Below are 18,768 nucleotides of genomic sequence, written 5' to 3' on the forward strand. Positions count from 1 at the left end.
GCCGTCAAATATACTATTATTTAGTTAAAGCTAATGTAATTAAATTATTAGCAATAGACCTGTCATTTGATAATCTAGGTAATTTATTTTGCCCCCCTAATTTACCGAGACTTTTCATATGTTCTTGAAAGCCATTTTTCTTAACCATGGTGATTTTTAATGGTTGTAGAATTTTCCCTTCAATTAAATCTAAATAATAACTGTTTTGTTGCTGAAGCGATCTATCTATTTTCTTAATAAACTCCTGCATATCCTCAGGCTCTTTTTCAAATTCTATAAACCATTCGTGATAAGGCAACCCTTCTTCTGGCGTTATTTGCGGCGCTACTGTAAACTCATTTACGGCTACTTGTGTGCCTTCAAGGCCATCTTTTAAGGCTTGTTCCACCTCTTTACCAATAACATGCTCCCCAAAGGCCGAAATAAAATGTTTTATTCTTCCTGAAACAATCACGTGATATGGTTTAATAGATGTAAATTGAACCGTATCGCCAATATTGTAACCCCATAAACCAGCTGTAGTTGAAATAATCATGACATAGTTTACACCAACCTCAACATCTTTTAGAGGTATTCTAGTTGGGGTTTCATTAAAAAACTCATCGGCTTTTACAAACTCATAAAAAATCCCTGAATCTAACTGAAGCAACATACCTTTTTCGTTTTGCTTATCTTGAAAAGCAAAAAAACCTTCGCTAGCTGGGTACAACTCAATACTATCGACTTGTCTTCCTATTAAATTTTCGAATTTAGATTTATAGGGTTCGTAATTTACGCCTCCAAAAATAAATAGGTCAAAGTTTTTAAAAACCTCACCAACCTTTTTACCTGTTTTGGCCACAATTCTTTCAAAATACATTTGTACCCAAGATGGTATTCCAGAAATAACTGTCATGTTCTCTGGCAAAGTTTCTTTTACTATGGCATCTACTTTGGTTTCCCAATCTTCAATACAATTCGTTTCCCATGATGGCATACGGTTTTTTTGAAGATAGTTTGGTACATAATGCGCCACAATTCCCGATAGTCGTCCTAATTCGATACCGTTTTTTTTCTCTAATATTGGGCTTCCTTGAAGGAAAATCATTTTGCCATCAATAAACCTTGTGTTTCCTGTTTCGGCAACATACATCAAAATAGCGTTTCTTGCTGCTTTAATATGTGTTGGCATACTTTCTTTGGTAATAGGAATATATTTTGCTCCCGATGTTGTTCCAGAGGTTTTAGCAAAATAAATGGGTTTTCCTTTCCAAAGAATATTGGCTTCTCCATCAACAACACGCTCAACATAGGGTTTTAAATCTTCATAATCTCTTATAGGAACACGCTTTTTAAAATCTTGATAGGTATTTATACTTATAAAATCATGATCTTGTCCAAACACGGTAGAAGCTGCTTCGCTAATTAAGTTTTGAAAGACTTTTTCTTGTGTTTCAATAGGATTATTGGCCCATTTATTTATGGACTTTGCTACAAGTTTTGCAAAAGGTTTTGCTAATACAGATTTTATTGATGGCATTTAATTAAAGTCTATAAAGTTTGTTGGATTAATAGGATACCCATCTTTCCAGAGTTCAAAATGAAGGTGTGTTCCTGTAGAATACTCGCCAGAGTTACCCGCCATAGCAATAACTTCTCCTGTTTTTACCAAATCGCCTTGTTGCTTGGTTAACGAACTGTTGTGCTTGTAAACCGAAATAAGACCATTACTATGTTCTAAAATAACAACATGGCCTGTTTCGGCTGTCCATTCTGCAAAAATAACCGTCCCATCGGCAGTGGATTTAACGGGGGTATCTTTAGGCACCACAATGTCTACAGCATAGTGTTTTTTCTTGGCATCATACGACTCAGAAATAACACCATTTACTGGCGGAAACAACACAAAGTTTATTTTGGAAGTAGCGGTTTCAAACAAATTGTATTTGTCTTCTTTTTCAACTTTTTCTCGCAATAAGGAATCGGCTCTTGTAGGTTCTAAGTCCTCTTGAGTAATCTCTAGCTTTATTTCTTCTTGTATAGAGTCTTTATTAAATTCTTCGGTACTTATTTCACCGTGAAGCACTTTTTTAATCGACTCGTAATAGCGTTCGTTTATTGTTAAAACATTTTCTAGAGAATCGACTTTATAAGTTAAAGCCACAGCTTTCTTTTTTAAAGCTGTTGACGAATACCCAGGAATATATTCTCGTAATGGCGTAAATGCAATAAGTATGGTGGTTGCTGCTATTAAAACTATAACCGAAATAGACATAAGTACAAAAACATTTAACCGTGTAAGTTTAAAGGATAAACGTTCTTCAAACGTATCTTCATTTAGAATGACTAAACGGTACTTATGAAATAGTTTCTTTTTTATTTTTTTTGATGATTTCTTCTTCGACATATTACTAACAAAATTAGTTAAAATAAGTGCAAATGATAACGCCTTTTACTAAAGTTTATTTTTTAAATGTTGTATTTGAAGTTTAATTAGTAACTTTGTATTTCAAATTAAGATGTTATGATTTCAGCAAGTATATTTTTAGCAATAGGACCATGGCAAATAGCCTTAATTGTTGTAGTGGTTTTATTATTGTTTGGCGGCAAGAAAATTCCAGAATTAATGCGCGGTTTAGGTAGTGGTATTAAGGAGTTTAAGGATGCGAGTAAAGATGAAGAAGCTCCAAAAGACAAAGAATAATCAATATAATTGATGTTATAAGTAAAAAAAGCCTTGCAAATTGCAAGGCTTTTTTTTTATAAGATTGTTTGTCTATTTAAATTTTACCGATTTAAGTATGGCTTCCAATTCAAACATATATTCGCGTTTTTCTACCGATGGCGCAAAAGCAAATCCTTCTAACACAAGTTGCCTGTTATTGGCTTTATCATCTATAACATAATTAATAAACGGCCCGGACATAAAAGCATTTTTAACGTCCCATAAGCCTTTAGTTTCTAGGGCAGGCTTACCATCTATAGTTGTTTCAAAAATAAAGGGCGCGTAAGCTTGTTCGGTAATCATATAAGAGCCATCAACAGGACCAGGAATATGAGCCTTTCCAATAGAGTCTCTTAATTTTATAATATCGCCTGCAAGACTATCGTTGCGTTTTATAGTTCCATAAGGAAGCTCGTAAATCATGATATTGGTTGTTCCCGTGGTTATATCTTTTCTAAGCCAGAAAAACCCATCTTCTTCAACACCAATTCTATAGGCTGAAGGAAACTTTATTGAAATTCCTAAGTTTTCCTCAATGGCCTTTGTTTTATGCAAAGACAAAGCCATTCTACGCTGCTTTTCTTTTATTTCAGTATCCTTTAAGGCTTTAATAATGCGTTTGCTATTAGCTTTTATTAGTTTTGCTATTTCTTCATTAGAACTTCCACTTACAAGAACAACTCTTTGCGGTCTAGCAAATACATTCGATGCAATTTTTACTTCGGAATTTTTAGCTGTTTCTATTTTTAAAACCGTTCTGTTTTGTGCCACAAACCCAGAAAATACGGATGGCGGGATTTGGCTCATAGTAAACAAAGGTTCGTCTTGAGGTAATCCATCTACTGGGCTTGCTAAAGTTTCTCTAATAGCTTCTCCAATTTGGCCTTCCCATAAATCGTTTTCTATAACCACCGATAAATTATTTATCTTTCCTGAAGATTCTGGTAATATCTTCCTTTTTTCACCTTTTTTATTATCGTTACATGATAAAATTAATGTGCAACACATTAGTAGTGTAAATAGTTTTTGCATAATAGTTGGTTTTTCTGTTATCCTTTTGAAACTTTTAATACCATTCCTGGTTTTAAATTATTCCCACTAATATCGTTCCAATCTCGAATATTTTGAACAGAAATTCCTGGAAATTTTTGCGATATACTCCAAAGCGAGTCACCTTTTTGCACTTTATACGTTGTTTTACCTTTGTCATTAACTGTTGTTTTAGGCTTAGCTACATTAGTTGCAACAGGGTTTCTAGGATAAATGGTTAGTCGTTGTCCTATTCTTAAATTATTGCTTCGCAAACCGTTCCAACGCTTTATTTGGCTTACACGAACGCCATACTTTCTGGCTATTTTTCCTAAATAATCACCGCTTTTTACACGATATCTTATTTTGGTATCAGAGTTAAAAAATTGTGGTAAGGGTTTTTCGCGTTTATCAAATTCGGCTTTTGCCAAAGCATAAATATCGGTTTCGTTGGTTACAAATTTACCAACGGCATATCTAGGTAAACGTAAATAATAATTCTTTCCTTCGATAAGTGGAATAATATCCAGTTTGTATGATGGATTTAAAAACTGAAGTTCTTCTACGGGAACCTCTGTGGCTTCTGAAACTTGGTCTAAGGTAATCATTTGCTTTACGCGAATAGTATCGGTTTCCAAATGATGAAACAAGGGTTTTTCGGGCTTAAAGCCGTGTTCTTCGGCATATTCAAAAATATACATCGTTGCCAAAAATGCAGGCACATAACCTGCTGTTTCTCGTGGTAAATTATGGCGAATATTCCAATAATTCTGGTAGCCTCCAGAACGCCTAATCGCTTTTGATACATTTCCAGGACCAGAGTTATAGGCTGCCAATGCTAAATCCCAATCGCCAAAAATCTCGTACAATTTAGATAAATATACGGCTGCTGTTTTGGTTGATTTTATAGGGTCGCTACGCTCATCAACATAACTACTTACATCCAAACCATATTGCTTGCCCGTAGCAAACATAAACTGCCACAATCCGGTAGCGCCAACACGAGATCGCGCTCTAGGTTTTAACGCCGATTCTACGATAGCGAGGTATTTCATCTCCAACGGAATGTTGTAATTATCAAACTCCTTTTCAAACATTGGGAAATAAAAATGACTCAATCCCATTAATGTTTCCATGGAGCGCCTTCTGTTTTTCAAGAAGTTTTTAATTACACTTTCCAAAGACGGATTATACTCCACATTAAATGGTGTTCTCGCATTAAGTCTTTCTAGTCTAGCTTTAAGTGTATCGGTTGATAATTCAGGATAGTCAATCGTTTTATAATCTAACTCCGCAACTGTTTTGTAAATGGTATCAAAAAGCGTATTGCTGTACAGTTCGTCCAACCATTTTTCGTCTAGCTTCATCGCTAAATCGTGATCTGCTTTTAGCGTTTTAAAGGTTAACGAATCTTGTTCTGCTGAAATTTTAGTAACGGGAATTGTCTTGCCATCCGAAATGGTATCGTTAACACGAATGGTGTTTGAAACATTTGTAGAATCAACCTTTTTTTGAGCAATATTAGGCTCTTGAGCATAGATTGTACTACAAAATATAAGACATAAAAAAGTGATGCTAAATAAGCGCATTTAAAGTTCATTTATGTACGTAACGAAAGATACGTAAAATTCGTATAAAGCTGTTTTTTTTATTGCTGGATGGCTGCAATACCTGGTAATGTTTTTCCTTCTAGGCTTTCTAGCATAGCGCCACCACCTGTACTTACGTAGCTTACCTTGTCTTCGAAACCAAATTGCTTAACAGCTGCCACCGAATCGCCACCACCAACAAGTGAGAACGCACCGTTTTTAGTAGCCTCAGTAATATAATCTCCAAGAGCAATGGTACCTTTAGAGAAGGTTTCCATTTCAAAAACGCCTAATGGTCCATTCCATAAAATGGTTTTACATTGTAAGACGACTTCTTTAAAAAGTTCTAACGATTTTGGACCGGCATCCAACCCTTGCCAACCATCAGGGATTTTGGTAACATCTACAATTTGTGTGTCGGCATCATTACTAAAAGCATTAGCAGCCACAACATCAACAGGTAGGTGTATTTGCACGCCTTTTTCTTTGGCTTGTTTTAAAATATCTAAGGCCAGTTCCATTTTATCGTCTTCGCAAATAGAATCGCCCACACTACCGCCTTGTGCTTTAACAAAGGTAAAAGTCATTCCGCCACCAATGATCAAGTGGTCTACTTTATCTAGAATATTCTCTATAATTGTGATTTTTGAAGACACTTTTGCACCACCAAGTACAGCAAGAACCGGTTTTTCACCAGACGTCATTACTTTGTCTATACTTTCAATTTCTTTGGCCAACAAGCTTCCAAAACATTTGTTTTCAGGAAAAAACTCGGCCACAACAGTAGTTGATGCGTGCGCTCTGTGCGCAGTTCCAAAAGCATCGTTTACATAAATATCACCTAATTTCGATAATTGCTCGGCAAAGGCTTTATCGCCAGATTTTTCTTCGTCGTGAAAACGCAAATTCTCCAATAACAAAATTTCTCCTGGCTGTAGGTTTTTAACCGCTTCTTCGGCTGCTTCACCAACACAATCGGAAACAAATTTCACCTCAACGCCAATAATTTCAGAAACTTTAGGCACAATGTGCTTTAAAGAAAATTCGTCTTGTACGCCTTTTGGTCGTCCTAAATGCGACATTAGCACACAACTTCCGCCATCTTCTAAAACTTTAATAATAGTTGGCTTTGCCGAAATTATTCTTGTGGCATCGGTTACTTCAAAAGCATCATTTAATGGTACATTAAAATCTACACGAATTAAGGCTGTTTTATTGTTAAAATTGAAGTCGTTTATTGTTTTCATCTGGTTGATTGTTTTATGGTCTTAAAGCACAAATGTAACCAATTAAATCACGTCAAAAAATCTGTTTTTTATCGAAAACGTTTTCATCTTTTTAGAACCATTAAAAAACATATCTTTGCTTTATGTTGTTTTCAGAAGTTTTAGGGCAAGAACATATAAAAAATCACTTAACTACAAGTGCTAACAATGGGCGTATTTCGCACGCGCAACTGTTTGTTGGCCCAGAAGGCTGCGGCACTTTACCTATGGCTATTGCGTATGCGCAATACATTTTATGCAAAAATACTGAAGGTGAAAACACCGGAGGAAATGATGCTTGTAACCTCAAGTTTAACAATCTCTCGCATCCTGATTTGCATTTTGCCTTTCCTGTTGCGGCCAATGATAAGGTGAAAAAACACCCTGTTTCGTCTAATTTTTTAGAAGAATGGCGTGAGTTGCTAAAAGAACAACCTTATGGTAATTTGTTTGATTGGTATAAAAAGTTGGGCATTGAAAACAAACAAGGCCAAATGGGTGTTGATGAAGCGCAAGATATTGTAAAATCGTTAGCCTTAAAATCGTATGAAGGTGGTTATAAAGTGATGATTATTTGGATGGCCGAAAAAATGAATACTGCCGCTGCCAACAAGCTTTTAAAACTGATTGAAGAACCGCCAGAAAAGACCATTTTTATTCTTATTGCCGAAGACGAAGAGCAAATTATAAACACCATTTTATCGCGTTGCCAAGTCTTGCATTTCCCGCCATTGGCCGAGGAAGACATTAAAAACACGCTAGTTAAAAAGTTTGATATAGCCGAAGCTGATGCGACAAAAATTGCACATCAAGCCAATGGTAATTTTAATAAAGCTTGCGATTTGGTATATCACGATTCTGAAGATATTCAATTTGAAGAATGGTTTGTGTTTTGGGTACGCTCCGCTTTTAAAGCTAAAGGCAATAAAAGTGCCATTCACGATTTGATTTCTTGGAGTGAAACTATCGCCAAAACAGGTCGCGAAACCCAAAAACAGTTTTTACATTTTTGTTTGGATTACTTTAGGCAAGCGATGTTATTAAACTACAACGCTCCCAACCTCGTGTTTGTAGAACCCAAAACAGAAGGATTTAAACTGGAAAAATTTGCGCCTTTTGTTCACGGCAATAATATTATGGATATTAGTAATGAATTGCAGGATGCCATTTATCACATTGAACGTAATGCCAATGCAAAAATCGTGCTTACCGATTTATCCATAAAATTGACCCGTTTATTGCATAAAAAAGCCAGCTAATTGCCGGCTTAATTTTTATTGAAACGTATATGTTTGTTTATCTACTTGGGTGACTCTAAAATACCCAAAAGCATAGTTTTCTGGGTGTGTTGGATTAATGCAGTTTCCTCGTACTTGCGCCGCATTGGAACTAAACGGATCGCCTTGACTATCGTATTGCTCAATTAACAAACGCATAAAATTGTAGTATTGCTCCGAAATACCATACAAACTAATGTTTACAACATCGCCGGCTTCAAAAGGAGTTTCCTCACCGTCTTCGTCATCGTCTTTTTCAAAGAAATCGTGTATCTCGTTACCATCTACAAATTCATCTGAACGGGCTTCTAAATAAGGAAACATATCACCTTCTACATCATACTTAATCAAATAATGGTTTTCAACATTGGCAGGATCATCAAAATAGAGATTAAGCTCTAATAGTTCATCATCAAAACCACCTTCGGTGCTTTGTGTGACGTCATTAATATCTGAAACCGACATTAGGGTTTCCGTAGCCTCATAAGTTTCGCCATTATGGAAGACTTCTAGACTATATGTATTATTTAAAATAGGCATAAAACTAGTGGTGGTATATGTACCATCATTTTGATTGGTGAATGAAAATACATCGCCTGTATCGTCGTTGGTAACCGTAACCGTAGCGTTTGTTACACTCGTATTTTGGTCGGTTTCAAAATAAGGTGTAGACATGCTTAACATAATGGTTTGCTCATTTCCTGTTGTCCCTTTTTCCCAGTCTAAAGACGCTTCAATTACTAAACGCGGTTGCGCTGTTGGTACATCGACATCAATCACATCTTCACAAGATGTTAATGATAGGCTAAGTATTAAAATTGCTATGATATATCGTGTCATTTCTTTTTAAAATTTGAAGTTATATGTTACCGATGGAATAAGGCCAAAAATTGAAATTCTTGTGGCTTCGTTTAAACCGGTTTCCCTATTTTGATTAAAACTAACGGAAGCTGCATTTTTTCGGTTATACACATTGTAAATACCAAACACCCATTCCGATTTCCAGCGTTTATCTGAGTTTTTATTAGGGATAAAGGTTGCCGAAATATCTAATCTGTGATATGCTGGTAAACGGTCTTCGTTTCGATTGGAGTAGGTCGCTACCGAAAGCCCTTCGTAAGTATATTGTCCATTGGGATACGTTACTGGACGTCCCGTTTGAAACACAAAATTTGAGCTAAAACGCCATTTGTCGTTTAATTTGTAAACACCTGTTAGTGAAATATCGTGCGTACGATCGTAAGGTGTATTATACCAATCGCCATTGTTTATTCCTGGTCCGCCAGCGTTTCCGCCCAAAGCACGTTGTTCTGACTTTGATAATGTATACGCTAACCAACCCGTAAAATTGCCTTTATTTTTTCTGAATAAGACTTCCAAACCATAAGCTCTGGCCTCGCCGTTTAAAATTTCGGTTTCAATATTGTTATTTCCTATTAAACTAGAGCCATCTATATAATCGATTCTATTGTCAACGTGTTTGTAATAGGTTTCCAGCTCCAATGCATAGGTGTTGTCTTTAAACGTTTTGTAATATCCCAATGCAAATTGATTGGATATTTGAGGTTTTATGTATTCGCCACTTGGTGTCCAAACATCTAAAGGCGTCACCGAAGACGTGTTAGACAATAAATGTAAATACTGTGTAGATTTGGTATAACTAGCTTTAACAGAAGACAGTTCGTTTAATTGATAGGATAACCCTAAACGTGGCTCGAAATTACCAAAGATCTTTATGCTTTTGCTCTTGCTATAATAGGTTTCACCAGCTTCTTCGCCCCGCTCGTAAATACCTAAATCGCTATTATAAATTACTGGTTGATTGTTGACATAATGGGTTATACTTTGTCCACCAAGTCTAGAAAATGCACTATATCTTAACCCATAATTAACGGTTAATTTATCGGTAATTTGATGCTCGGCACTAATATAAGCTGCGCCTTCAAAAGCACGTTTTTCGTCTAATTTTAAGTAGTTAATTGACGAGGATTCTGAAGCTGGTTTTACTTCACCTGGATTTACGTTATAGGTCAACCCACTAATACCAAAATCAAGTTTGAGGTTATTATTTACGTAGTAACCCAAATCGTATTTAAGATTGAGATTGGTAATATCTGCCGTCCAATCTAGTTCAATAAAATCCAATAGAATTTGATAGTCGTATTTGCTATAAATAAACGACAGGTTTGAAAACAATTTATCGTTAAACACGTGATTCCATCGTAGATTTCCCGTGGCGTTTCCGTAATTATTTTCTATAATTTTCGAAAGATTAAACACATCACGACCAAAGTAACCCGAAAGGTATAGCCTGTTGTTTTTATTGAGTTCGTAATTAGTTTTAAGGTTTAAATCGTAAAACGATATTTTATCATCTTCAACCTCTTCAATCAATGGCATAAACAAATGGGCATACGATGCTCTACCAGCTACTAAAAATGAGCCTTTATCCTTAAACAGTGGCGATTCTGCAGCCAATCGGCTAGAAATCAACCCGATGCCACCGTTAAGTTCAAACTGCTTACTGTTACCGTCTTTTTGACGCACATCCAAAACCGAAGAAACACGACCACCATATTTTGCAGGGATATCCCCTTTATAAAGTTTTATATTTTTTATGGCATCAGCATTAAAAACCGAGAAAAATCCAAAGAAATGTGAGGTGTTATAAATGATGGCTTCATCCAAAAGTACTAGATTTTGATCGGCGGCTCCACCACGCACGTGAAAACCAGCTGAACCTTCGCCGTTATTGGTAACACCAGGAAGTAACTGTATGGATTTTACCACATCCACTTCTCCTAAAACGGCTGGCATTTCCTTGATGGTTTTGGAGTTGAGTTTAGAAACACTCATTTGCGGTTTTCGAATGCTTACCATCTCCGATTCTTCTGCCGTGATAATGACTTCGTCCAGCGCTGTTGATGATGCTTTTAATTCTATATTTAGTTTTTGGTCTTTGTTTAAGGTTAATTCTTGCGAATACGACTCGTACCCCACATAGGAAATAATTAAGGTATAATTACCTTTTAGCGCTGTTAACGAGAAAAACCCGTATTCGTTGGTAATACTACCAATACTAGTGTCTTTTAAGTATACCGTTGCGCCTAATAAGGTTTCTCCATTGGTGCTGTCTTTGATTGTTCCGCTGAGGGTGAATTTTTCTTGAGACTGGCTATAAATGCTCGAAAGCAAAAAGAGCATTAAAAAGAGGTGTTTCATTAATACTGTTATGAGTTTTGGTTGCTAAAATTAAGTATTTAAAAGTCTATTTTGGTTTATATTATCGTTAACGTCAAATTCTTTTAAATATTGAATGCGTATACATTATTAACGATAAACGTATTAAACTGTTACAACAACAACAATTTAATAATACGCAAATAACTTATTATCAATATATTAACTAATATTAAATCATAAAAAAAGCTAGATGACATCATCTAGCTTTTTTTAAAAACAACAGTAATTAGTTACTTATTTTTTTGTTTTATAAGCATCGTTAAGCTCTTTTAAAATCGTGTCGGTTAAGTCGTTTTCTTCTTTTCCAAACATCACGCTTCCGCCTTCATTACTTCCTAAAATATAGGTGTACCCGTGAGTTTCGCCATACGACTTTACGTAGTCTTTAACCTTGTTGATTAATGAATCGATCTCTGACTGGCTTTGTTCTTGAATTTGTTGTTCTTCAAATTGAATTTTTTGCTGAAGCATTTGCTGTTTCTTTCCTAAAGCTTCGTATTGTTCTTGTGCTTTCTTTTGAGATAATTTTCCAGCATTTAATTGAAATTCCTGAGCTTCTAACTGAAACGCCTTACTAATACTATCGGTTCGCTTTTGAAAAGCGTCAATCTTAGTTTGAAACTTTTTTTCAATATCAATTTTTTCTTGATAATCATTTATTAAAGTACTGTTATCTACAAAACCAATTTTTTGTTGCTCACAAGATGTAAACAACAAAACAGATAAAGCTAAAGTGTATTTCATTTTTTTATGTATTTATTTTCTGCAAATGTAATAAAGTTGGCGAGTGAAAAACTTAAAAAACAAAGTATTAGTAAAAATTATACTTCAAAAAATAATTATAATTATTATTTATTAAAAAAAGGTTAAATAAAGGCTTAAATAGGGCTCCAAAAAAAACGCTAACACAAATCTTAACACAAACGCCCTAAAACGCCTTAAAAACCCTTAAAATACGTTTTAACCCTTTTTTAGGACATAAATTAACGATGAGTACTCTCCAGATCGTTTCGCTTTAAAATTTGACTGCCATCCTACCCAAAAAGCTTTTAGTGGATTCTTACTTCCAGTTTTATATTGTTCGGATAATAAGCTCACATAAAAAGCATCAAATGTCATGGGATATATTTTTTCGATAGACATATTTTCTTTTGAAAATAATGTTGAAATTGATGTTTGGGAAAAATGCCAAAGGTGTCTTGGTACATCATAAGCTGCCCAAAAGTTTTTATAATACTTAGCATCGTAACTTTTAAAGTTTGGAACCGCAATTACTATTCTACCATCGGGTTTTAATAACCGGCTTAAGGTTTTAATTTCGAAATGTAAATTTGGCAAGTGCTCTAAAACATGCCAAAGTGTAATAACATCAAAACGTTCATTTTTGAACGTTTGTAATTTATCAACATCGAAAACTTGATTGTTTGTTTTGGCGTTTGCAATTGTTCTTGCTTGAACATTTGGTTCTACACCAAAAGCATTCCATTTATGTTGTATAGCCGTTTGTAAAAAATCTCCCGTACCGCAACCAATATCTAAGAGATTTTTTTCTGAATTCGAAAATGAATTAATAAGTTTTAATTTTCGTTTTAAAGAAATAGAACGGACCAGATGATATACTTTTTCAAACAAATTCCGTTTAGCATCTGTGTGCGAAATATAATTATCACTTTTATAATACTCGGAAAGTTTTTCAGATTTTGGTTGTGGATATGTTTCTAGCATATCGTATTCCGAATTATAGAATAACTGAAATTCTTCACCAGAAACTGAATGGTCTTTTACGGTTAAATAAGTTGATTTGTTATTCATATTTAGATTCTGGAAACAAGTTAGGAATGATAAATTTTTATATTATAATTTGAAGCGTTCCACGTGGAACGCTTGTAAATTTATCTTCCCATATAAACTAAAAGCACGGAAATATCACTTGGAGACACGCCACTAATTCGAGATGCTTGAGAGATAGTAACGGGTTGAATTTTGTTGAGTTTTTCTCGCGCTTCCATACTCATAGATTTAAGTTTTGAGTAATCAAAATTAGGTGGGATTTTAATCCCTTCTAGCCTATTTAACTTATCGGCGTTATTTTTTTCTTTCTCAATATACCCGGAATATTTTACTTGAATTTCGGCTTGCTCGATAACTTCATTATCTAAATTATGCGTTTGGATATAGTCTTCAACCGCATTAAATTGACGCATATCATCTATAGTGATTTTTGGTCTAGAAAAAAGTTTAAACATCTTGTCAGACTGTTTCATTAGAGATGATTTTTTAGCCTCTAAAACAGGATTTGCCTCTTCTGGCTTAACACTTGTTTCTCTAAAAAAAGACACAAATGCATCCGATTGCTCTTTCTTCTCCTCCATACGTTTCATGCGACTTTCTTTAGCTAAACCTATTTTAAATGACTTTGGTGTTAATCTAAAATCGGCATTATCTTGACGTAACAATGTTCTATATTCTGCACGAGAAGTAAACATTCGATAAGGCTCTTCTGTCCCTTTAGTAATTAGATCGTCTATTAAAACACCAATATAAGCTTCACTTCTACTTAAAGTAAAAGCATCCTTTTCTTGTACTTTTAAAGCTGCATTTATACCTGCCATTAATCCTTGCGAACCGGCTTCTTCATATCCTGTCGTTCCATTAATCTGTCCTGCAAAATAAAGTCCATTTACTAGCTTAGTTTCTAAAGTGTGCTTAAGCTGTGTTGGCGGAAAATAATCGTATTCTATCGCATAACCAGGACGGAAAAACTTGACGTTTTCAAAACCAGCAACAGAACTTAGTGCTTTAAATTGCACATCTTCTGGAAGCGATGTAGAAAACCCATTAACATAAACTTCTACTGTATTCCATCCTTCGGGCTCCACAAATAATTGATGTCTATCTTTATCGGCAAAGCGATTAATTTTATCCTCGATAGAAGGACAATAACGCGGTCCGGTACTTTTAATTCTACCATTAAACATTGGCGATCTATCAAATCCATCACGAAGTAAATCGTGAACTTCTGGACTCGTATAAGTCATAAAGCAAGATCGCTGTTCGGTTAATGGTTTTGTAATATTTAAATAAGAAAATTTTTCTGGATTATCATCTCCTGGCTGTTCTATCATTTTAGAATAATCTAATGAACGGCCATCAACTCTTGGCGGCGTCCCTGTTTTCATTCTACCAGAATCGAAACCTAGATCGACAAGTTGCTCTGTAATTCCAGTTGCGGCTCTTTCTCCTGCTCTACCGCCGCCAAAATTTTTATCACCTATATGAATTAAACCATTTAAGAAAGTTCCATTTGTAAGAACAACTGTTTTTGATTTAATTTCTAATCCTAAAGATGTTTTTACCCCAACAACCTTATCGCCTTCAATTAAAAGACCAGATACCATTTCCTGATAAAAATCTAAGTTAGGTGTTTGCTCTAACATATTTCGCCACTCTTCTGCAAATCGCATACGGTCACTTTGCACTCGCGGACTCCACATAGCCGGCCCTTTAGATTTGTTAAGCATTTTAAATTGAATAGCGGTACGATCACTTACAATACCACTATAACCACCAAGGGCATCAATTTCACGAACAATTTGCCCTTTGGCAATACCTCCCATAGCAGGGTTGCAAGACATTTGAGCAATATTTTGCAAATTCATTGTTACCAATAACGTTTTGGCTCCCATATTGGCAGATGCGGCAGCAGCTTCGCTACCTGCATGACCAGCACCTACAACAATAACATCATATGTATCTCTAAACAAACTCATAGTGTTTCACGTGGAACAATTAGGGTTATACTAAAATTTTTGGGCTGCAAATATACGTTGATTTATTGAGAATCAAGTAATAGCTTCATATAGTGCTCTTCTTTAGAACGCATGAGTGTCTTTTGGTTTTCTGTTTTATCCTTATATCCACAATAATGAAGAATACCGTGTATCATGACTCGAGACAATTCGTTGCTTAACTCAACATCAAAATCTTGGGCGTTTTCAGTAACACGCTCTATAGAAATATAAATATCTCCATGTAGCTGTTTTCCTACCGAATAATCAAAGCTAATAATATCTGTTAAGGTATCATGATTTAAGAATTCTACATTAATTTTATGCAAATATTCATCATCACAGAAGATGTAATTTATATCACCTTCTTTGCAGTTTTCTAAATCAATAACATTTGAAATCCAGTTTTGATAAAGAGGTTCATTAGACAATTGAAAGTCTGTTTCGTAATTAAAGCTAATCATTAGTTTTAAAATATTCTTTAACTTTTTTATTGTATTGTGGCTGCAAAGGTAAGGCTTGTCTATTTAGAATTTCGTTGGTATTAAAATATTCTTTAATATCTGGAATACTATTTCTGGAGTTGTTATTAAAGTTTTGAATATTAGAATGAGATTCTCTTTTGTTGTCTTGTCCTTGTTTAAATGTTGCGTTTTCTAATTTTAATAACTGGTGTTTTAATTGCATCATTTTTTGTAGCGTTTGATTGGTAAACCCTTTATTTAATAAATCTAATTCTACATCTTCCATTTGTTGTAACAGCTCTTTTGCTTGACCGTTATTTCCATTTTTACCAAGCTTCTCTTCTAAGGCTTTACGAAGTTGTTGTTGTTGTTGATAAATTTTAAAGACCTCTCCATAAGAATCTTCACTAGCACTGCCTTCTCCTTTATTGTCGCTCGACTGCCCTTCTCCCTTTTTTGGCTTCCCTGATTCACCCTGCTGTTCTTTTCCTTCGCCCTCTTGTTTTGGTTTACCTTGCTCACTTTTTTTCATACCTTCTTGCATCTGCTTGTTAAGCTCTTCTTGACTCATGATAATATCTGGCAATTGCATATCGGTACTCTGGCTACCTTGGCCTTGACCACTCATTTGCATTTGCATAGAGTTCATAATATTACTTAAAAAGTCGGCTAAGTTATTAGCAGCTGTGATGGTATATTGTTGGTAAGAAACGCCTTGAAATATTCTATTTTCAGAAAACACATCGAGGGCTTTATCCATATTAAAAAACGCATCGGAAATTTCTTTGTTAACCAGTTCGGATATTTTGGGTTGCCTTAAAGACAACGCAAATAAACTATCATCTATATGCGAAAAGTGTTCTTTTAAGCTATGCTGGCTTTTTAAATAATTAGCATACTTATTATTATTGACATCAATACGTTTAAACTGATTCATTAAATGCTCTTGGTCAAAAGAAAACACAATTAAATTGTCTAATATTTGACGAAGCATGTCCATATCTTCTTGCATTTGTGCACCTCCGCCAGACATCATGGCCATAGATTGTTGCATTTGCTGGCTCATTTTTTTCATTTTCTGACCAGCTTGCTTTTGTTGCTGTGAGGCATTTTGAGCGTTTTGTTTAGCTTTTTCTTTCTTTCCTTGTTCTGTATTCTTCTGCTGTTCATTTAATTGCTCTGAAGCTTGTTTTTGATTCTCATTTACTTCTTGCTCTGTGTTATCGGTATTTGGCATTTTCATAGGATCTATTAAGCTTTCATTATCCTTTTTTAAATCCTTCATTTGTTTTTGAAAGTCTTTAAATGCCTTATTTAAACTATCTTGTTTTGCTTTAGAATTTTCTGTTTTGTCTTCATTAGAAAGTTCTAATTGCTCATCAGCCAATTGGTCTAACTCCTTTTGAAGTTTTTCCATTTTTTTTGTGATGTAATACTTTTTTGTGAGTTCTAAAAGTTGTTCTAAACTCCGTTTTTGATTTTTATTTTGTTTGGCTAATTGTTCTAACTTTTCTGATAGTTCTTCTTTATTAATCTTCTCTTGAAGTTTTTCCAGCTCTTTAAGCAAATCTTCGTTTTGTTCTAATTGCTTCTCATTTTCTTCAAGACGTTGTTTTAAATCTTCTTTATAGTCATCTTTTTGTTCTTCGTTCTGAAATTCCTCAAGGTTATCTTGTAACTTCTTATTGAAGTTTTTCATCATTTCTTCTTGTTGTTCTTGACGCTTTAAAAAGTTTTGAAGTTGGCGTTTATCATTAAAATTTAATTTCGATTTTTCCTTTTGTGTTTTGGAGATTTTTTCAAGTTCCTTATCATTTTCATTAAATTTTTCTAGCGATTTATCTAATTGTTTAATCGTTTCGCTTTGTTGATTGAGTTGTTGGTTTTCTACTTCTTTTAATGTTAATTTTCTATAGGTAAACACTTGACTTTTAGAACGTTTACCTTTATTAAACACGTCATTATCAAACACTTGAAAATACACCTCATAGCTTTCACCTTCATTTAAATTAAGGTTATTAGGGAAAATTTGTGTGAATTCGGCAACATTTCCTTTAGAAATAGGAAGCTCTTTAACCTGTTTTTCAGTAGGATTATTCGTTGAATAATAAATCATTTGTAAGTTTCCTAAACCATAATCGTCACTTACTTGACCATAAAAATACAAGGTTTGTTGGTCTAAACTATCTATGGCGGATTTAACTGAAATTTCAGGATATTGATCTTTAATAACATCAATAGAAAAACTTAAGTTTTCGTAATCCTTTAGATTACTGTTACTTGTTGTAATGCTATAATTTAAATTGTTAAATATGTGCTTTGTAGTACTAAACGAGTTGTTATTAGCCGTAAAGCTTGTAGTATCGGTAGCAAGCATAAACACCTCTTCTGTAGCTTGAGTATTAAGTTTCCATGTTATTTTGGTACCACTAGGAATTGTAGCATTTCCTGTACTCTTAATAGATTCGTTGGGTTTACCAATATACGATGGATAGTCTAGCATCATTTCAAAATCGGTAATTACGGGAGCTTTTATAACATGTAAGGTGTACGCTTTAGAATAAACATTTCCAGAATGAAAACTAAAAGAAACATCGTTTAATGGCTTGCTTATAGTAAATTCAAAATTGCCTTGTGTCTTATTATTTAAAAAATAACTTTCATCGTTATTAAAAGAAATTTGCACATTTTCTGGAATAACCTCGCCTGCCGTTTTAACTCGTAATGTATAATCATTTCCTTCAATAACATTTAGAGACTCATTAATAACAAAAAACTGAAACGGTGCTGGTGGTTCGTAAGCTGTTTTATAGTTTACAACACGCTTATAACTATCGTTAAACCAATTAATTTTTCCAGAAAAATAGCTAATTAAAAGTATTACAACAGGAATAGCTGCATATTTTAAATATTTCCTGTTTTTCCTAAAATCGATAGCTAATTTAAAAGGAATTGGTGTTAATGCTTCGGATTTTTGCTCGATACTCGCCAACAATAATTCCGACTGTTGTGTACTTTGTTTAAGCTGAAGTACATTAAGCAACTTGTCGTTAACTTCAGGAAAATGTTTTCCTATTATGTTGGAGGCTTCAATGGCGCCAATGCCTTTTTGTAGCTTTAATAATTTAGCAATAGGAAGTAAAATAAACTTAAAAAATAGCGCTAATTCAACACCAACAAATACCCAAAACAATATAGTTCTTGCTGTTGGGTTTAACCATAATACATATTCTATAAACAGCGTAAATAAAAAATATAAAAACCCAATAGTAAAAAATAAAATAGCTCCTTTAAGCAATTCGTTATAGTAAAACCGCTTAATAAACTGTTCTAATTTAGCTTGTATTTTGTCAAAATTACTCACTTGCATCCCTAATTATACTGTAAACATACTAAACTACAATTTTAT

14 protein-coding genes are annotated in these 18,768 nt (G+C 34.4%); 2 read left to right on the forward strand and 12 right to left on the reverse strand.

What is annotated here, in order from left to right; genetic code table 11:
* Positions 1 to 16: 16 nt before the first annotated feature.
* Both EJA19_RS01240 and EJA19_RS01245 read right to left on the reverse strand, forming a co-directional pair.
* On the reverse strand, positions 17 to 1,519 hold the full coding sequence (locus tag EJA19_RS01240) for a GH3 auxin-responsive promoter family protein (RefSeq protein WP_125466524.1): 1,503 nt from the start codon (positions 1,517 to 1,519) through the stop codon (positions 17 to 19).
* Positions 1,520 to 2,386, reverse strand: a complete 867-nt coding sequence (locus EJA19_RS01245; protein WP_125466525.1) for a M23 family metallopeptidase — start codon at positions 2,384 to 2,386, stop codon at positions 1,520 to 1,522.
* 117 nt (positions 2,387 to 2,503) lie between these two features.
* Between EJA19_RS01245 and tatA the strand changes: the two genes are divergently transcribed.
* On the forward strand, positions 2,504 to 2,683 hold the full coding sequence (tatA, locus tag EJA19_RS01250) for a twin-arginine translocase TatA/TatE family subunit (protein ID WP_125466526.1): 180 nt from the start codon (positions 2,504 to 2,506) through the stop codon (positions 2,681 to 2,683).
* A gap of 72 nt (positions 2,684 to 2,755) precedes the next feature.
* Here tatA and EJA19_RS01255 read toward each other — a convergent pair whose 3' ends face one another.
* The 3 genes from EJA19_RS01255 to EJA19_RS01265 are packed head-to-tail and all read right to left on the reverse strand — an operon-like array spanning position 2,756 to position 6,569.
* Complete coding sequence (locus EJA19_RS01255) at positions 2,756 to 3,736, reverse strand: DUF4837 family protein (RefSeq protein WP_125466527.1); 981 nt, start codon at positions 3,734 to 3,736, stop codon at positions 2,756 to 2,758.
* A gap of 17 nt (positions 3,737 to 3,753) precedes the next feature.
* On the reverse strand, positions 3,754 to 5,322 hold the full coding sequence (locus EJA19_RS01260) for a LysM peptidoglycan-binding domain-containing protein (protein ID WP_125466528.1): 1,569 nt from the start codon (positions 5,320 to 5,322) through the stop codon (positions 3,754 to 3,756).
* Between the two features lie 59 nt (positions 5,323 to 5,381).
* On the reverse strand, positions 5,382 to 6,569 hold the full coding sequence (locus EJA19_RS01265; RefSeq protein WP_125466529.1) for a phosphoglycerate kinase: 1,188 nt from the start codon (positions 6,567 to 6,569) through the stop codon (positions 5,382 to 5,384).
* Between the two features lie 122 nt (positions 6,570 to 6,691).
* On the opposite strand from EJA19_RS01265, the gene EJA19_RS01270 reads away from it, so the two are divergent.
* Positions 6,692 to 7,846 (forward strand): DNA polymerase III subunit, encoded by a 1,155-nt coding sequence (locus tag EJA19_RS01270; RefSeq protein ID WP_125466530.1) that lies wholly within the window; start codon positions 6,692 to 6,694, stop codon positions 7,844 to 7,846.
* Between the two features lie 15 nt (positions 7,847 to 7,861).
* On the opposite strand, the gene EJA19_RS01275 is transcribed toward EJA19_RS01270, so the two are convergent.
* The 7 genes from EJA19_RS01275 to EJA19_RS01305 form a co-directional block, all read right to left on the reverse strand.
* Complete coding sequence (locus EJA19_RS01275; RefSeq protein ID WP_125466531.1) at positions 7,862 to 8,704, reverse strand: DUF4249 domain-containing protein; 843 nt, start codon at positions 8,702 to 8,704, stop codon at positions 7,862 to 7,864.
* Positions 8,705 to 8,710: 6 nt separating this feature from the next.
* Positions 8,711 to 11,086, reverse strand: a complete 2,376-nt coding sequence (locus tag EJA19_RS01280) for a TonB-dependent receptor (RefSeq protein ID WP_125466532.1) — start codon at positions 11,084 to 11,086, stop codon at positions 8,711 to 8,713.
* Positions 11,087 to 11,341: 255 nt separating this feature from the next.
* A complete protein-coding gene (locus EJA19_RS01285; RefSeq protein ID WP_125466533.1) occupies positions 11,342 to 11,851 on the reverse strand; it encodes an OmpH family outer membrane protein in 510 nt (169 codons plus the stop codon).
* Between the two features lie 216 nt (positions 11,852 to 12,067).
* On the reverse strand, positions 12,068 to 12,919 hold the full coding sequence (locus EJA19_RS01290; protein WP_125466534.1) for a class I SAM-dependent methyltransferase: 852 nt from the start codon (positions 12,917 to 12,919) through the stop codon (positions 12,068 to 12,070).
* 80 nt (positions 12,920 to 12,999) lie between these two features.
* Positions 13,000 to 14,871, reverse strand: coding sequence for a tRNA uridine-5-carboxymethylaminomethyl(34) synthesis enzyme MnmG (gene mnmG, locus EJA19_RS01295; RefSeq protein ID WP_125467119.1), 1,872 nt, complete (start codon positions 14,869 to 14,871; stop codon positions 13,000 to 13,002).
* Between the two features lie 68 nt (positions 14,872 to 14,939).
* The gene (gene ybeY, locus EJA19_RS01300; protein WP_125466535.1) at positions 14,940 to 15,359 is read right to left on the reverse strand and encodes an rRNA maturation RNase YbeY; all 420 of its coding nucleotides are present in this window, start codon (positions 15,357 to 15,359) and stop codon (positions 14,940 to 14,942) included.
* A complete protein-coding gene (locus EJA19_RS01305) occupies positions 15,352 to 18,723 on the reverse strand; it encodes a DUF4175 family protein (RefSeq protein WP_125466536.1) in 3,372 nt (1,123 codons plus the stop codon). Before EJA19_RS01305 ends, ybeY begins: the two co-directional genes overlap by 8 nt.
* Positions 18,724 to 18,768 lie beyond the last annotated feature (45 nt).

The organism is Mangrovimonas spongiae, from assembly GCF_003944795.1.
In the GTDB taxonomy this organism is placed as follows: Bacteria; Bacteroidota; Bacteroidia; order Flavobacteriales; family Flavobacteriaceae; genus Mangrovimonas; species Mangrovimonas spongiae.

Excerpts from the sequence above, each read along its gene's own strand:
- EJA19_RS01240 (WP_125466524.1), bottom strand. The coding sequence starts at position 1,519 with ATGCCATCAATAAAATCTGTATTAGCAAAACCTTTTGCAAAACTTGTA.
- EJA19_RS01245 (WP_125466525.1), bottom strand. The coding sequence starts at position 2,386 with ATGTCGAAGAAGAAATCATCAAAAAAAATAAAAAAGAAACTATTTCAT.
- tatA (WP_125466526.1), top strand. The coding sequence starts at position 2,504 with ATGATTTCAGCAAGTATATTTTTAGCAATAGGACCATGGCAAATAGCC.
- EJA19_RS01255 (WP_125466527.1), bottom strand. The coding sequence starts at position 3,736 with ATGCAAAAACTATTTACACTACTAATGTGTTGCACATTAATTTTATCA.
- EJA19_RS01260 (WP_125466528.1), bottom strand. The coding sequence starts at position 5,322 with ATGCGCTTATTTAGCATCACTTTTTTATGTCTTATATTTTGTAGTACA.
- EJA19_RS01265 (WP_125466529.1), bottom strand. The coding sequence starts at position 6,569 with ATGAAAACAATAAACGACTTCAATTTTAACAATAAAACAGCCTTAATT.
- EJA19_RS01270 (WP_125466530.1), top strand. The coding sequence starts at position 6,692 with ATGTTGTTTTCAGAAGTTTTAGGGCAAGAACATATAAAAAATCACTTA.
- EJA19_RS01275 (WP_125466531.1), bottom strand. The coding sequence starts at position 8,704 with ATGACACGATATATCATAGCAATTTTAATACTTAGCCTATCATTAACA.
- EJA19_RS01280 (WP_125466532.1), bottom strand. The coding sequence starts at position 11,086 with ATGAAACACCTCTTTTTAATGCTCTTTTTGCTTTCGAGCATTTATAGC.
- EJA19_RS01285 (WP_125466533.1), bottom strand. The coding sequence starts at position 11,851 with ATGAAATACACTTTAGCTTTATCTGTTTTGTTGTTTACATCTTGTGAG.
- EJA19_RS01290 (WP_125466534.1), bottom strand. The coding sequence starts at position 12,919 with ATGAATAACAAATCAACTTATTTAACCGTAAAAGACCATTCAGTTTCT.
- ybeY (WP_125466535.1), bottom strand. The coding sequence starts at position 15,359 with ATGATTAGCTTTAATTACGAAACAGACTTTCAATTGTCTAATGAACCT.